The following is a 13,935-nucleotide window of genomic DNA, read 5'->3' as shown; positions in this document are numbered from 1 at the left end:
TGCAGCCCCGGTTTTTTCAATGGTTGACGGTATGGGCCAGCATCACCGACAACTGGCACAGCGGCCGCCCGCTCTCGGCATGCCACTGGTTGAACGCCTGCTGCACCAGCGCCAGGTCGCGCTGGCTGGTCGGCTGCTTGTCGATCACCTTCTGGGCAATCAGCGCAGCGGCCATGTCATCGGTGGGGATGAACGTATCCTTGCCGACCATGCGCAAAAACCGTGGCGCTGACAACCCGCCCAACTGATTGCCATGCTTGGCCAGATACTTCCACAACCCGACGATATCGGTCACCGGCCAATCGGCGATGAACGCACCAAAGCTGCCCTTCTCCCTGGCCACATCAAGGATCATCTGTGCATTGCGCGGCACGCTCTTGAGCTTACCCAGGTGGCGGATGATGCGCTCGTCCTGCATCAACCGCTCCAGGTGCTCCGCGCCCATCAGTACGACCTTCTCCGGGTCGAAACCGAAGAACACCTGCTCGAATGCCGGCCATTTTGCATCGACCAGGCTGTGCTTGAGCCCTGCGCGGAACACGCGCAAGGCCAAGGTCGACAGGTAGCGGTCGTTGCTGATGTCGCGCAGCTGCGCCGGGGTGCGCGGCTGCGGCAGGAAGGCCTCCAGGGCCTGGGCCGAGCCGAAGCGGTTCAGGCAGTACTCATGCAACCACTGGTAATCGCGCATGGCTCAGATGTTCAGTACATCGAGGAAACGCGGGGTGGCGCTTTCGTCGATCTTGAGGCTGGTGAAGTCGAACAGGTTGCGGTCGGCCAACTGCGACGGGGCGACGTTCTGCAGGGCGCGGAAGATGCTCTCGGTACGGCCCGGGTGTTTGCGCTCCCACTCCACCAGCATGTCCTTGACCACCTGGCGCTGCAGGTTCTCCTGCGAACCGCACAGGTTGCACGGGATGATCGGGAATTCCTTCATGTCCGAGTAGGCCTGGATGTCCTTCTCGCTGCAGTACGCCAGCGGGCGGATCACCACGTTACGGCCGTCGTCGGCACGCAGCTTGGGCGGCATGCCCTTGAGCGAACCGTTGAAGAACATGTTGAGGAAGAAGGTCTCGACGATGTCGTCGCGATGGTGCCCAAGCGCCATCTTGGTTGCGCCGATTTCGTCAGCGAAGGTGTACAGGGTGCCACGGCGCAAGCGCGAGCACAGCGAGCAAGTGGTCTTGCCCTCCGGCACCAGTTCCTTGACGACCGAGTAGGTGTCCTTCTCGACGATGTGGTACTCGACGCCCAGCGCTTTCAGGTAGGCCGGCAGCACATGCTCGGGGAAGCCCGGCTGCTTCTGGTCCATGTTCACCGCGACGATCTGGAACGTGATCGGTGCCACCTTCTGCAGGTGCAACAGAACGTCGAGCATGGTGTAGCTGTCCTTGCCGCCGGACAGGCAGACCATGACCTTGTCGCCATCCTCGATCATGTTGTAGTCGGTGATGGCTTCGCCGGCGAGACGACGCAGGCGTTTTTGCAGTTTGTTCTGGTTGACCGAGAGGGTGCCCATAGCGCTTGGATCCGCGAGGTGTGACAAAAGCCGGCTATTTTACGCACAAACCACGCGCACCTGTAGGGATTCCGATAAAGACTTCAAGGGAATCAGCAGGCGGCCTTACAGCGCGATTTGCTCTAAAAAGCGCAGTTTGTGCGGGTAACGGCTTCCTATACTGCGACATAAGGCCACATTACCGCTTCCATCGGTGCCCTGGCCTCGGGCCGCTTGCGCTCCATCTGGGGGGCGATTGGCAACAACGAGAGGAGTGACCGGCATGATTCATCACGTTGTGGGGCTGTTTACCCACCCCGATCAGGAGTGGCGGGAGATACGCGGGGAAGAAGAAAGCATCAGCCACATGTACCTGACGCACACGCTGATACTGGCGGCGATACCCGCCGTTTCGGCATTCATCGGCACTACCCAGGTCGGCTGGGTGATCGGCGACCGGCCAGCGGTGATGCTGACGATGGAAAGCGCTCTATGGATGAGCATCATGTCCTACCTGGCGATGCTCGCCGGGGTTGCGGTCATGGGCGCGTTCATCCACTGGATGGCACGTACCTATGACGCCAGCCCGTCCATGGCGCAATGCATCGCCTTTGCCACCTACACCGCCACACCGCTGTTCCTCGGCGGCCTGGCAGCGCTTTACCCGCACCTGTGGCTGGGCATGCTGGTGGGTACCGCGGCCATTTGTTACACCGTCTACCTGCTGTACGTCGGCTTGCCGACCTTCATGAACATACCGACCGATGAAGGCTTCCTGTTCTCCAGCTCGGTGCTGGCAGTGGGCCTGGTGGTACTGGTAGCGATCATGGCTGCGACCGTGATCATCTGGGGACTGGGCGTGGGGCCCGTCTATACCAACTAGCTTCGAAAACACTTAGATCCAACACTGGGGCATCAAACCGGAAGCCGCCGCAAGGCGACTTCCGGCTGTCTGCTGACCGGTGGCTCGGCAGGCTGCCACTGCTTGCGGCATAATGCCCGGTCAGGAGAATTACCCCGCCATGCCCGAGCTGCTCAAACAACGCGTCGAAACCTGTTACCAGCAAGCCGAAACCTTTTTCAAGCGCCCCTTCCCGCGCCCGGAAGTCAGCTTCAAGCTGCGCGGCCAGAAGGCGGGCGTCGCCCACCTGCACGAAAACCTGTTGCGCTTCAACCTGCAGCTGTACCGCGAAAACCAGGAAGATTTCCTGCGCCAGACCGTGGCCCATGAAGTGGCGCACCTGGTGGCTCACCAACTGTTCGGCGACCGCATTCAGGCCCATGGCGAAGAGTGGCAACTGATCATGCGCGGGGTGTATGAACTGCCGCCCAATCGTTGCCACAATTATGAGGTGCGCCGGCGTGTGGCGACCCGCTACATCTACCGCTGCCCGTGCCCGCAGAGCGATTTCCCGTTCACGGCACAGCGGCACAAGTTGGTGCATCAGGGGCGGCGCTACCTGTGCAGGCGGTGTAAAGAAGTTCTGATCTACAGTGGCGAGACGCGGGTTGAATAAACCGGCCTATCGCCGGCAAGCCGGCCCCCGCAGATACTGCGCTGGCTTCATGGCAGAATCGAGTAGGAGGCGGGTTCACACCCGCCGTCCTCTCACACCACCGTGCGTACGGTTCCGTACACGGCGGTTCAGGCTATGCGGCTAAGCCGATTGATCGTATCCAGTATCGAGACCAGTCCGAGTCGATCCCATAGTTTCTTCGGCAGCGCCTGATTCATATGTGGCGCCCCCGAGTTCCACCACGGGCCTCGGCCGTTATAGGCCGATTTACAGGCACGCTCTTCGCTTAAGCCCAGACGCATCAGGTTGCGCGCCCTCGTAGAGGGCTGCTTCCATTGGCGCCAGATGGCACAGCGGAGTTTGTGCCTGACCCAGCCATCCAGTTCCTCAAGTGGCCGTTTGCTCTGGCTGAGCTTGAAGTAACCCGCCCAGCCTCGTAATACAGGGTTTATCCGCTCGATGGTATTTGCCATCTTGCGACCCCGTGCACCGCGTAGCAACTCTGCGAGCCGGTCGCGCAGGCGACCCAGGCTCATCGTTGCCACCCGCAGCCTTGGCTGCTGATGCCAGCTCATCCCAAAGCCCAAGTAGTCACACTTCCAGGCTCTCGCGACTCGACTCTTCTTCTGATTCACCGTCAGTTTCAAACGTTGGTTCAGGAAGCGCTCGACACTGACCAGTACTCGCTCGCCAGCCCGAGGACTGCGCACATAAATGTTCGCGTCATCGGCATAGCGCACGAAGCGATGGCCCCGCCGCTCCAGTTCGCGGTCAAATTCATCGAGCAGGATATTCGACAGCAGCGGCGAGAGCGGGCCGCCTTGCGGCGTCCCTTCCTGCCGTGGGCTAACGACACCACCTGACATGACTCCCGCTTCAAGGTAGCGACGGATAAGCCTAAGTACGCACTTATCTTTGACCCGGCACTCGATACAGGCCATGAGGATGTCGTGGTTGACTCGATCGAAGAACTTTTCCAGATCGATTTCCACGCACCACCGATGCCCCGATGCCACATGGGCACGGGCCATCTCGACAGCTTGATGTGTGCTTCTGCCCGGACGGAAGCCATAACTGTAGTCCGAGAACAGTGGGTCGAAGATGAGCGTGAGCTGTTGCTGCAAGGCTTGCTGGATCAAGCGGTCCACGACGCTGGGGATTCCCAGTTGCCGTGTGCCGCCCTGCGGCTTGGGAATTTCAACCGCTCGCACTGCTTGTGGATGGTATTCACCGGCCAGTAGCCTGGCCTTGAGGGTTGGCCAATACTGTTTCATGTAGCCCGCCAAGTCAGCGACCGTCATGCCATCGGCACCCGGCGCTCCCTTGTTGCTGACCACGCGTTGATACGCACGTCTGAGGTTGGCCGGTGCAAGCACCCGCTCCATCAGCGTGTCCGGCTCCGCGTTCGTCCACGTTACTGACGCCGTCGATACCTTTGCACTGTCATGCATCATCCTCAGCTTCTGGCCGGGACTCGGGATGACAGTTTCCACTGTGGGAAATTTCTGCATTACGGCTACCAACGAGACAGTGACGCCTACTGGCGGCATAACCTGTTCGGCCCTTGGTGGCGCGGTTAACCGCCACTTACTACGGCTTCGGCTGACTTCTGCATGCTCATCCCGTCGCCTTACGACGCTCGGTAGCACAAAGGCAAGCGTGCAGATCTCCCAGGGTAATTCGCGCGACCTTCCTGCTTATGCCTGTCGGATTTACGTCACAGCGTTCCGTGCAAGTATTGGGCTTTGAAGATTGTTGCCTTCTTACCCCGCTGCGCCGCCTAATCCGCTTCCTGTTCGTCAGGCCAGCATTTTGCCTCGGGCTTCCTTCAGATTCGCAGTCGCCCACGACACCCTTGCCTCTGGCTAACACTTCCCCTTGCCGGGTGTGTAGAGGACTTTCACCTCCAAGTCACCCACTCGGCCACCACAGCCAAGCGGGTTGCGCTGACGCGCAACGCGCCATGCCTGGCGCACAACGAGAAAGGCGACCCGAGGGTCGCCTTTCTCATGACGGCATCACACTCAACGAACCGGGACTTCAGCAACGCCCAGGTCATCGGTCGGGGTGTTCAGCTCGAGCGGCGCGCCACCCGAAGCCAGCTCCGATGCCAGCTTGTCGTCGTCCATTTCCTTGACCCACTTGGCCACCACCACGGTAGCGACGGCGTTGCCCACCAGGTTGGTCAGGGCGCGGGCTTCGGACATGAAGCGGTCGATGCCAAGGATCAGCGCGAGGCCGGCAACCGGCAGGTGGCCGACAGCCGACAGGGTCGCGGCGAGCACGATGAAGCCAGAGCCAGTAACACCGGCAGCCCCTTTGGACGCCACCAGCAGCACCAACAGCAGGGTGATCTGGTGAGTGATGTCCATGGTGGTGTCGGTGGCTTGAGCGATGAACACCGCGGCCATGGTCAGGTAGATCGAGGTGCCGTCCAGGTTGAAGGAATAACCGGTAGGGATCACCAGGCCAACCACCGACTTCTTGGCACCCAGGCGCTCCATCTTGGCCAGCATGCGTGGCAGCGCAGATTCCGAGGACGAGGTACCCAGTACGATCAGCAGTTCTTCACGGATGTAGCGGATCAGCTTGAGCACGCTGAAGCCGTGGGCGCGGCAGATACCGCCCAGCACGACCAGCACGAACAACAGGCAGGTGATGTAGAAGCAGGCCATCAGGTAGCCCAGCTGTACCAGCGAGCCAACGCCGTACTGGCCGATGGTGAAGGCCATGGCACCGAAGGCACCGACCGGAGCCAGCTTCATGATCATGTTGATGATGTTGAACATGACATGGGCGAAGCGGTCGATCAGGTCCAGCAGCGGTTTGCCGTAACTGCCCAGACGGTGCAGGGCAAAGCCGAAGATCACCGAGAACATCAGCACCTGCAGGATATCGCCGTTGGCGAAGGCACCTACCACGGTGTTAGGGATGATGTTGAGCAGGAAGCCAACGGTCGTCTGCTGAGCACCGGCGGCGGCGTAGGCGGCCACGCTGCTGGCGTTCAGAGTGCTGACGTCGATGTGCATACCAGCGCCTGGTTTGACCACGTTGACGACGACAAGGCCGATGATCAGGGCGATGGTGGAAACGATCTCGAAGTACAGAAGTGCGTAGCCGCCGGTCTTGCCGACCGACTTCATGCTCTGCATGCCAGCAATACCGCTGACCACGGTACAGAAGATGATGGGCGCGATGACCATCTTGATCAGTTTGACGAAACCATCACCCAACGGTTTGAGGGCGACGCCGGTTTCCGGGTAGAAGTGGCCGAGCAGGATGCCGATGGTGATGGCAACGATCACCTGGACATACAGGGATTTGTACAGCGGCTGACGTGTCGTCATGGCTAAATTTCCTCAAGTGTGCCGGCTTCATCCTTCCCAGGATGTCAGGGCACCTGAATCGCTAACCCTCCTGCACCCGGAGGGATTTGTCGTTGTGTTCGAGCTGCCTGGGCAGGCCTCTGCCAAGTCAGATAGCAAGGGCGATGCCAAAACGCCCACGAAGGGTGCAAAGGCCGTATTTGCTAGCGGGAAATGCCCAACGACAGGGCGAATTACCTGAGGAGAGATGGCGGATTTCCGCCCGATGGCGGGATTTGTACAGGGGCCTTGGCGGGAATCCGCCCGCAGGTGATGGGGCACCCTGCGCTTGAACGTCAATCAAGGTAGAAGGTGACCCGCAATGCCGCTCCGCCCAGCGGCGAGTCGTCCAGGCTCAATTCAGCGTCGTAGCTGTCGACGATATCTTTGACCACTGCAAGGCCGATTCCCTGCCCCGGATGCTGCCGGTCCAGCCGCTCGCCCCGTTCCAGAATCCGCTCACGCTGATCGGTCGGTACTCCCGGCCCGTCATCGTCGATGCTCAAGGTCAGCCGCCCAGGCGCCTCCTGCAGGCTCACCCGCACCTGCCCCAGGCACAGGCGGAAGGCGTTTTCCAAGAGGTTGCCCAACAGCTCCAGCAGCGCGCCCTGCTCCATCGGCACCTGTGCCTGCGCCGGCACCTCGAGCAGCACTTCGACGCGCTTGTCGCGGTACACCTTGGCCAGGGTGCTGCACAGGCTGTCCAGCACCGGAAGCAACTGCACGCTGTGGCGCACCAGGCCACTCTTGCGCAGGCTGGCGCGCTGCAACTGGTAGTCGATCTGCTGGCTCATGCGTTCGATCTGGCTCTGCAGCACCCGCGCCTGCTCACGCTCACCCGCGCGCTGCTGCATGCTCTCGCCCACGCCCTGCAGCACCGCCAGCGGCGTCTTGAGGCTGTGCGCCAGGTCCCCCAGCGAGTCGCGATAACGCTGGCGCTGTTCCCGCTCACTGCGCAGCAGACGGTTGAGCGAGCCGGTCAGGCGCAGCAGCTCACGGGGGTGCTCGGCACTTAGCCCATCGCGGGCACCCGCCTCCACCTCATCCAGCTCGCGGCTCAGCCGTCTCAGGGAACGCAGGCCCCAGGTCAGGCCGGCCCAAAGCAATACCAGCAACGCCAGCGAGGCCGCACCAAAGCCCAGGTAGAGCTTTTCACGCAGGCCATCGAGGGTTCGCTGGTACTCACGCACCGGCTGCAGGGCGACGATGCTATAGGCGGCGCTCTGGCCACCCAGCAGCTTTATTTCGACGTCGTAGACAAAGAATTCCTCACCGTCATCCTGGTGCATACGGGCGAACTCATTACCGCGTCCATCGTAGCGCGGCTGGTAGTTGATGTGCTGGTCGGCCGTGGCCCGGGAGCGCCAGACCAGCTCACCTTCGCGGTCGAAGATGTAACCAAGCAAACCGGTATACGGCAGGTTGTAACGCTCGTCCGGCAGCAGTGCGGGCATCTGCAACTGGCCATGCTCGATGCGCGCCGAAGAAATCAGCGTGGTCACATCCGACGCCAGGCGCTGCTCGATCGATTCCTGCAAGGCCAGGCTGAAGGCCTTCTGCAGCGCGGGCAGCAGCGCCAGCATGAACAGCACCGCCAGCACCGCTGCCGCGAGCATCAAGCGCACCCGCAGCGAACGAATCATCGGCAGCGCTCGGTGAACAGGTAGCCGAGGCCACGCACCGTGTCGATCGGTTTGAACCCGCGCTCACCTTCGAGCTTGCGACGCAAACGGCCGATCAGCACTTCGATGACGTTGGGGTCACGCTCCTCGTCGCCTGGATACAGCTGTTCCATCAGGCGCTCCTTGGCCACCACCTGCTGGTGATGACGCATCAGATATTCAAGGATGCGGTACTCGTAGGCGGTCAGCGCCAGCGGCTGCTCGTCAAGGGTCGCCTGCTTGCGGTTGAGGTCCAGCAGCAAGGGCCCTGCGGCGATGGTCGACTGGGTGAAGCCGCTGGAGCGGCGCAGCAGGGCATTGAGGCGTGCTTCAAGCTCTTCGAACTGGAAGGGCTTGACCAGGTAATCATCGGCACCGGCGGCCAGGCCTTCGACCTTGTCCTGCCAGTTGCCCCGGGCGGTGAGAATCAGAATGGGAAAGGTCTTGGCCTGGGCGCGCAGGCGGCCGATCAGCTCCAGGCCGCTGATGCCGGGCAGGCCGAGGTCGATCACGGCCAGGTCGAAGTGAAATTGCTCGGCCTGGTACAGCGCTTCTTCGGCATCAGCCACGGCCTGGACCACATGGCCGCTTTCGCTCAGGCGGGTATGGAGGTGGTGCCTTAGCAGGGCTTCGTCCTCGACCACCAGCAGTTTCATGTGACGCTCCTTCCTATGTTGGCTGTACCGGCCTGAGCGCCGGCAGGCCGGCTCCCGCACTCAATAGCCGTGGGGAACCCGGCTTGCAGACGATGAGGCCCGTAGAGGATAACTCGACTCGGGCATCAGAACGTGTAGTTCGCCGACAGGTAAGTCTGAGCACTGCTGGTCAGGCGCAAGGTACCCTCTTTCGGCCCGCCGCTCGCCCCTACCTCGGTCGCCGCATTGGTACGCAGATAGCGGTAGCCCAGCTCAACCGAAGCCCGGTCGGTGATTTCCTGGATTACGCCGGCCTGCAGGCCCACTGCATAGCCATAGTCGGTATCACGGCTGGCCCCTGGCGAGTCCTGGGTCAGCTTGGTCATGCCCAGGCTGCCGCCACCGAACAGTTTGGTGGTGTCGCCTACCGGCAGGAACAGATCATAGCTGCCCAGCAGGTTCTCCTGGCGCAGCTTCAGGCCGCTGTGGTCGCCCGAGACGTTGTCGTAGGTCATGTAGTAGCGACCCTGGTCGTTGATCTTGCCCAGGCGCACGCCCCAGGTGTCATCCTTGCCGATGATGCCGTCGGCGTTCAGGTGGTCGGTGTTGCGTTGCAGCAGCCCAGACTTGCGGACCTTGTCGCTGGTCTGGCCGTAGGTCAGGCTGGCGAAATTGTCGTCGGCGGCCTGGGCGGTGGTCATGCCAGCTGCACAGACGGCCATGGCAGCAAGTAAGGTATTGAAGGTTTTCATGGCGTTGTACTCCAGTTGAATGCGCTGTTTCGGTCTGGAAGCTAGAGTAAGCAGAACGCCCTGAACCGCGGCTGAACCCTGGCTGAACCAGGGCTGAACGATACGTTTGCAAAACAAGGAGTAGTGAACATGCGTGCCCTGCTGGCTTTGACCCTGATGTGCAGCGCCGCTCTTGCCCAGGCGGCAGTAGTGACCCGAGAGATCCCCTACCAGGACGACGATGGCAACCGCCTGGTCGGCTACTACGCCTATGACGATGCACTGGAGGGCAAACGCCCGGGCATCGTCGTAGTGCATGAATGGTGGGGGCTCAACGATTACGCCAAGCGTCGTGCCCGTGACCTCGCGGCACTGGGCTACAAAGCGCTGGCCATCGACATGTACGGTGACGGCAAGCACACCGAGCACCCGCAGGATGCCCAGGCATTCATGGCCCAAGCGCTGAAGGACCCGGCCGCGGCGGCCGCGCGCTTCGACGCGGGCCTTGAACTGCTGAAAAAGCAGCCGAACGTCAACAAGCATCAACTGGGCGCCGTAGGTTACTGCTTCGGCGGCAAGGTGGTGCTGGATGCGGCCCGGCGCGGCGAGAAACTGGACGGCGTGGTGAGCTTCCATGGTGCACTGGCTACCCAGACGCCGGCCAAGCCTGGTGTGGTCAGGGCCGACATCCTGGTGGAACACGGCGCGGCGGACAGCATGGTCACTGATGAACAAGTCGCCGCGTTCAAGGCCGAAATGGACGCGGCCAAGGTCAACTATCAGTTCGTCAGCATCCCCGGCGCCAAGCATGGCTTCACCAACCCGGATGCCGACCGCTTGAGCCACGGCGCCCATGGCGGGCCGGACATTGGTTACAACAAGGCTGCGGACGAGCGTTCATGGGCGGACATGCAGGCGTTCTTCAAGAAAGCGTTCGACTGAAGATTGCCGGGCCGCTTCGCGGCCCATCTCCCACACAGCCACAGCGGCTGGCACAATACCGCCATGAACAGATTGCCTTCCTGCTGTGACCCGCTCCAGCACCACTGGCCCCTGCCCCGCCCGTTGCCCGGCGCGGTGCTGGTCAGCTGTGCCTTCGACCCCAACCGCCTGGCCGCCGACGACTTCCAGCGTGCCGGTATCGAACCCAGCCCCAGCCTGCAACGCTCCGTGTCCAAGCGTCAGGCCGAGTACCTGGCCGGCCGGGTGTGCGCGCGCGCCGCGCTGCAACGCCTGGATGGCCGTGACCATGTGCCCGGCACCCACGAAGACCGTTCGCCGATCTGGCCCACGGGCATCCACGGCTCGATCACCCACGGCAAAGGCTGGGCTGCGGCCGTGGTTGCAGCGCACGGCAGTTGCCGCGGCCTGGGGCTGGACCAGGAAGCACTGCTGGACGACGAGCGAGCCGAACGGCTGATGGGCGAAATCCTCACCCCGGCAGAGCTCGAGCGCCTGGACCGCAGCCAGGTGGGCCTGGCGGTTACCCTGACCTTTTCACTCAAGGAAAGCCTGTTCAAGACCCTTTACCCACTGACCCGGCAGCGCTTCTACTTCGAGCACGCCGAGATACTGCACTGGTCACCGGAAGGCCTTGCACGCCTGCGCCTGCTCATCGACCTGTCGCCCGAATGGCGCCATGGCGTCGAGCTGGACGGCCAGTTCTGCGTGCAGGACGGTCACCTGCTCAGCCTGGTCAGCGTTTAAGCCTTACAGCGGCGCCTGCTCGCGTGGCCAGTTGAGGCTGAAGCAGGCACCGCCCAGCGCTTCACTTCGACCTACCGTGGCCCGGCCGGCGTGCCAGTAGATGATGCGCCGCACGATCGACAGGCCCAGGCCATGCCCTCCCGAAGCCCGGGTACGGCTGTCGTCGAGCCGGGTGAACGGCGTGAAGATGCGGTCCCAGTAACCTTCGGGGATGCCCGGCCCGTCATCTTCGACTTCGATGCGGCAGCGCTGCTGGCCCAACTCATAGCTCAACCGCACCTCTGCCCGGGCATGGCGCAGGGCATTGCTGACCAGGTTCTGCAGCGCCCGATGCAGATAGCGCGGTTCGGCCTCGACCCAGGCCTCTTCGCCACCCTGAAGCTGACAGGCACCGCGCACCAGCCTGACTTCGGTATTGAGCGGGGCCAGTTCGTCGATCACCCGGTCCAGCAAGGCGTCCAGGTCGACGCGCTGGAACTTCAGGGCCGGCGCGCCCTGCTCCAGGCGGGCGTAGGTCAGCATCTCGTCGACCAGCTTGTCCAGGTCCTGGATATCGCCGTCCATGCCCGCCAGGTGCTTGGCGCGGGCCTGATCGGTCGGCGCGCTTTCGATCATTTCCAGGCCAAAGCGCAAACGCGCCACGGGCGTGCGCAACTCATGGGACACCGCCCGCACCAGTTCGCGCTGCATGTTCAGCGAACGCTGCAGGTGTTCGGCCATGCCGTTGAACGCTGCCGCCAGGCGCCCGACCGAATCGGCATCGTCGGCCGGCACGCGGGTTTCCAGGCTGCCCTGGGCGATGCGCGTGGCGGCCATTTCCAGGCCCGAGACCCGCCGCTCCAACTGACGCACCAGCAGATAGACCACCAGGCCAATCAGGCACAGGCCGAGGAATGCGATCAGCACCAACAATTGCGGCGGATAGGGGTTGAGCTGGTACAACGGGCCAATTTCCAATACCCAGGGCGAGCCCGGCAAGCCTGCGAACACGCGGATCGAATCGCCATCCTTGCCCAGCGCCATGACCGTGTCGCCCTCCTCTACCCGGCGCCGCTGGTCATCGTCCAGGCCCACGCGCTCCAGGCGCTGCAGGGCAATACCAAACCCGAACCCCTTGCTCTGCTTGATCTGCGCCAGGCGCTGTTGCTGTTCGGTGACGGGGTAGCGCACCAGTTCATCGGCGAGCAAATAGAGCGTGGCCCGCGCCAACTGCTCGCTGACCTGCTTGACCTCGGCCACCAGCAGCAGGTCTTCCTGGCCCACCTTGCGCAGCACCTGCGCGGCGTGCGGGCCGGTCTTGTGCACCACCACCAGGGCGCGATTGAGCCGCGCGCGCTGGCCTCCATCAAGGGTGCGCGCTGACATCGGTTGCAAGTCCAGGGGCACGCCCAACAAGCGCTCCCACATCAACAACGAACGTTTGCGTTCGGTTTCATTCTGCTGGGCCAGGTTGTCTGCCATCAGGCTGAACGTGCCTTGGGCCAGACGCTCGCGGTGCTGGGCGGCGCGCACCTCGTTGACCAGGTGCAGGCTGAGCACGCCGAGCAGGGCCACCAGCACCAGGACCGCGAGCATGCCGCCATAAATACGCAGGAAGATCGAGTTGTTCATGGTGCATCGCCGACGAACAGGTAGCCCTTGCTGCGCAGGGTCTTGATAAGCCGGGGGTGGATAGGATCATCACCGATCTTGGGGCGGATCTTGGAGATGCGCACGTCGATGGAGCGGTCCTGGCCGTCGTAACCGACACCGCGCAGGGCGGTGAAGATCTGCTCGCGCGACAGCACCCGCCCGGCGTTGCTGGCCAGCAGCCAGAGCAGATCGAACTCGGCACCGGTCAGTTCGATCAGCTGTTCGCCAAGCCAGGCTTCGCGCAGGCGATTGTCGATGCGCAGGGCGCCAAAGGCCAGTTCTTGGGTTTTGCCTTGTGCCGGCTCGCTGCGCCGCAGCAGGGCCTGGATGCGTGCCAACAGCAGGCGCGGGCGCACTGGCTTGCACACGTAATCATCAGCACCCAGGTCCAGGCCCTGGACCTGGTCGAGTTCATCGCTGCGGGCGGTGAGCATGAGGATGGGGCCTGCGTACTGGCCACGTACCCGGCGGCAGATGCTCAGGCCATCTTCACCGGGCAGCATCAGGTCGAGGATGACCATGTCTGGCTGGCTGTCGACGATGCGCCGGGCGGCGCGCGCGCCATCGCCCTCCACTGCCACCTCGAAACCGTTGGCCTGCAGGTATTCAGCCGTGAGCTCGGCGAGGCGCTGGTCGTCTTCGACGATCAGGATGCGGGGTACGGGTTGGTCCATGGCGTTTGCCTTGATTGTTGTTTTTGCGTTGCCTGTGCCGGCGCTATCGCCGGCATCGCCGCCTTAACCAAAAGGCAACATCCCCTGCCGATACTACGTCCCGCACCCAGCACTGCCAACCTCACCCGAAACACCCCTGGACTGAAGCGTTTTTTGTGCTAGGGTTCGCGCCCTGAAAAATCTGCACTGGGGCAACGAGCTGCAGAAAAAAATACTGCAAACCACTTGGTACAAGGCCTACAGCGAATACCCACTATTCACTCACAAAGTACGCACAAGTTATCCACAGGCGCTCGCCTTGCAAAGCCCCCGATACCGCATTATCTTGTATCCCCAGCGCAGCGAACCACTAGATGTTGGGTTTCACGTACCAACCCCAAGCACGAGTCAGCAGAGAAACTCAAGCGATTTTTCTGCCTGAACTTATTGTGGTTTCAACAACCAAACCGCTCCAGCGGAGATGGAGAGCAACAGCTTTTGGGCTAGCCCCATAGCCTTTGACTTCGGCCAGGGAGCGG

At 62.3% G+C, this 13,935-nt stretch carries 13 protein-coding genes; 4 read left to right on the top strand and 9 right to left on the bottom strand.

Features of this window, described 5'->3' with window-relative positions; genetic code table 11:
* Nucleotides 1-16 precede the first annotated feature (16 nt).
* Both ABRP30_RS06255 and ttcA read right to left on the bottom strand, forming a co-directional pair.
* Nucleotides 17-688 (bottom strand): DNA-3-methyladenine glycosylase I, encoded by a 672-nt coding sequence (locus tag ABRP30_RS06255; protein ID WP_349976579.1) that lies wholly within the window; start codon nucleotides 686-688, stop codon nucleotides 17-19.
* Between the two features lie 3 nt (nucleotides 689-691).
* Entirely contained in the window at nucleotides 692-1,516 is an 825-nt protein-coding gene (gene ttcA / locus ABRP30_RS06250) for a tRNA 2-thiocytidine(32) synthetase TtcA (protein ID WP_241802741.1), read from the bottom strand.
* Nucleotides 1,517-1,778: 262 nt separating this feature from the next.
* On the opposite strand from ttcA, the gene ABRP30_RS06245 reads away from it, so the two are divergent.
* Both ABRP30_RS06245 and ABRP30_RS06240 read left to right on the top strand, forming a co-directional pair.
* Entirely contained in the window at nucleotides 1,779-2,378 is a 600-nt protein-coding gene (locus ABRP30_RS06245) for a Yip1 family protein (RefSeq protein WP_241802740.1), read from the top strand.
* 139 nt (nucleotides 2,379-2,517) lie between these two features.
* Entirely contained in the window at nucleotides 2,518-3,012 is a 495-nt protein-coding gene (locus ABRP30_RS06240; protein WP_241802739.1) for a SprT family zinc-dependent metalloprotease, read from the top strand.
* A gap of 128 nt (nucleotides 3,013-3,140) precedes the next feature.
* Here ABRP30_RS06240 and ltrA read toward each other — a convergent pair whose 3' ends face one another.
* The 5 genes from ltrA to ABRP30_RS06215 all read right to left on the bottom strand — a co-directional run bounded on the left by ltrA (nucleotide 3,141) and on the right by ABRP30_RS06215 (nucleotide 9,425).
* Nucleotides 3,141-4,562: a group II intron reverse transcriptase/maturase gene (gene ltrA / locus ABRP30_RS06235; protein WP_372490413.1), complete on the bottom strand. Its 1,422-nt coding sequence runs from the start codon at nucleotides 4,560-4,562 to the stop codon at nucleotides 3,141-3,143.
* Between the two features lie 474 nt (nucleotides 4,563-5,036).
* Nucleotides 5,037-6,359 (bottom strand): dicarboxylate/amino acid:cation symporter, encoded by a 1,323-nt coding sequence (locus ABRP30_RS06230; RefSeq protein WP_241802738.1) that lies wholly within the window; start codon nucleotides 6,357-6,359, stop codon nucleotides 5,037-5,039.
* 314 nt (nucleotides 6,360-6,673) lie between these two features.
* Nucleotides 6,674-8,020: an ATP-binding protein gene (locus tag ABRP30_RS06225; RefSeq protein WP_349976469.1), complete on the bottom strand. Its 1,347-nt coding sequence runs from the start codon at nucleotides 8,018-8,020 to the stop codon at nucleotides 6,674-6,676.
* Nucleotides 8,017-8,694 (bottom strand): response regulator, encoded by a 678-nt coding sequence (locus tag ABRP30_RS06220; RefSeq protein WP_241802736.1) that lies wholly within the window; start codon nucleotides 8,692-8,694, stop codon nucleotides 8,017-8,019. Before ABRP30_RS06220 ends, ABRP30_RS06225 begins: the two co-directional genes overlap by 4 nt.
* 125 nt (nucleotides 8,695-8,819) lie before the next feature.
* Entirely contained in the window at nucleotides 8,820-9,425 is a 606-nt protein-coding gene (locus tag ABRP30_RS06215) for a porin family protein (protein WP_241802735.1), read from the bottom strand.
* A 129-nt stretch (nucleotides 9,426-9,554) separates the two neighbouring features.
* On the opposite strand from ABRP30_RS06215, the gene ABRP30_RS06210 reads away from it, so the two are divergent.
* Nucleotides 9,555-10,346: a dienelactone hydrolase family protein gene (locus ABRP30_RS06210; RefSeq protein ID WP_267821687.1), complete on the top strand. Its 792-nt coding sequence runs from the start codon at nucleotides 9,555-9,557 to the stop codon at nucleotides 10,344-10,346.
* Between the two features lie 63 nt (nucleotides 10,347-10,409).
* The gene (locus ABRP30_RS06205) at nucleotides 10,410-11,111 is read left to right on the top strand and encodes a 4'-phosphopantetheinyl transferase superfamily protein (RefSeq protein WP_349976468.1); all 702 of its coding nucleotides are present in this window, start codon (nucleotides 10,410-10,412) and stop codon (nucleotides 11,109-11,111) included.
* Between the two features lie 3 nt (nucleotides 11,112-11,114).
* On the opposite strand, the gene ABRP30_RS06200 is transcribed toward ABRP30_RS06205, so the two are convergent.
* Entirely contained in the window at nucleotides 11,115-12,722 is a 1,608-nt protein-coding gene (locus ABRP30_RS06200; RefSeq protein ID WP_241802732.1) for an ATP-binding protein, read from the bottom strand.
* Nucleotides 12,719-13,417 carry a response regulator transcription factor gene (locus ABRP30_RS06195; RefSeq protein WP_349976467.1) on the bottom strand — a complete coding sequence of 233 codons (699 nt, stop codon included), beginning with the start codon at nucleotides 13,415-13,417 and terminating at the stop codon, nucleotides 12,719-12,721. Before ABRP30_RS06195 ends, ABRP30_RS06200 begins: the two co-directional genes overlap by 4 nt.
* Between the last annotated feature and the right edge of the window lie 518 nt (nucleotides 13,418-13,935).

Source organism: Pseudomonas sp. WHRI 8519 (assembly GCF_040224055.2).
Taxonomy (GTDB): domain Bacteria; phylum Pseudomonadota; class Gammaproteobacteria; order Pseudomonadales; family Pseudomonadaceae; genus Aquipseudomonas; species Aquipseudomonas putida_X.
Note: the sequence above shows the minus strand (reverse complement) of the source record. Positions and strands in the feature narration are given on the sequence as shown.

Coding starts and splice junctions, on each gene's coding strand:
- ABRP30_RS06210 (WP_267821687.1), top strand. CDS start 9,555: ATGCGTGCCCTGCTGGCTTTGACCCTGATGTGCAGCGCCGCTCTTGCC.
- ABRP30_RS06245 (WP_241802740.1), top strand. CDS start 1,779: ATGATTCATCACGTTGTGGGGCTGTTTACCCACCCCGATCAGGAGTGG.
- ABRP30_RS06240 (WP_241802739.1), top strand. CDS start 2,518: ATGCCCGAGCTGCTCAAACAACGCGTCGAAACCTGTTACCAGCAAGCC.
- ABRP30_RS06225 (WP_349976469.1), bottom strand. CDS start 8,020: ATGATTCGTTCGCTGCGGGTGCGCTTGATGCTCGCGGCAGCGGTGCTG.
- ABRP30_RS06255 (WP_349976579.1), bottom strand. CDS start 688: ATGCGCGATTACCAGTGGTTGCATGAGTACTGCCTGAACCGCTTCGGC.
- ABRP30_RS06195 (WP_349976467.1), bottom strand. CDS start 13,417: ATGGACCAACCCGTACCCCGCATCCTGATCGTCGAAGACGACCAGCGC.
- ABRP30_RS06205 (WP_349976468.1), top strand. CDS start 10,410: ATGAACAGATTGCCTTCCTGCTGTGACCCGCTCCAGCACCACTGGCCC.
- ttcA (WP_241802741.1), bottom strand. CDS start 1,516: ATGGGCACCCTCTCGGTCAACCAGAACAAACTGCAAAAACGCCTGCGT.
- ABRP30_RS06215 (WP_241802735.1), bottom strand. CDS start 9,425: ATGAAAACCTTCAATACCTTACTTGCTGCCATGGCCGTCTGTGCAGCT.
- ABRP30_RS06200 (WP_241802732.1), bottom strand. CDS start 12,722: ATGAACAACTCGATCTTCCTGCGTATTTATGGCGGCATGCTCGCGGTC.
- ltrA (WP_372490413.1), bottom strand. CDS start 4,562: ATGCCGCCAGTAGGCGTCACTGTCTCGTTGGTAGCCGTAATGCAGAAA.
- ABRP30_RS06230 (WP_241802738.1), bottom strand. CDS start 6,359: ATGACGACACGTCAGCCGCTGTACAAATCCCTGTATGTCCAGGTGATC.
- ABRP30_RS06220 (WP_241802736.1), bottom strand. CDS start 8,694: ATGAAACTGCTGGTGGTCGAGGACGAAGCCCTGCTAAGGCACCACCTC.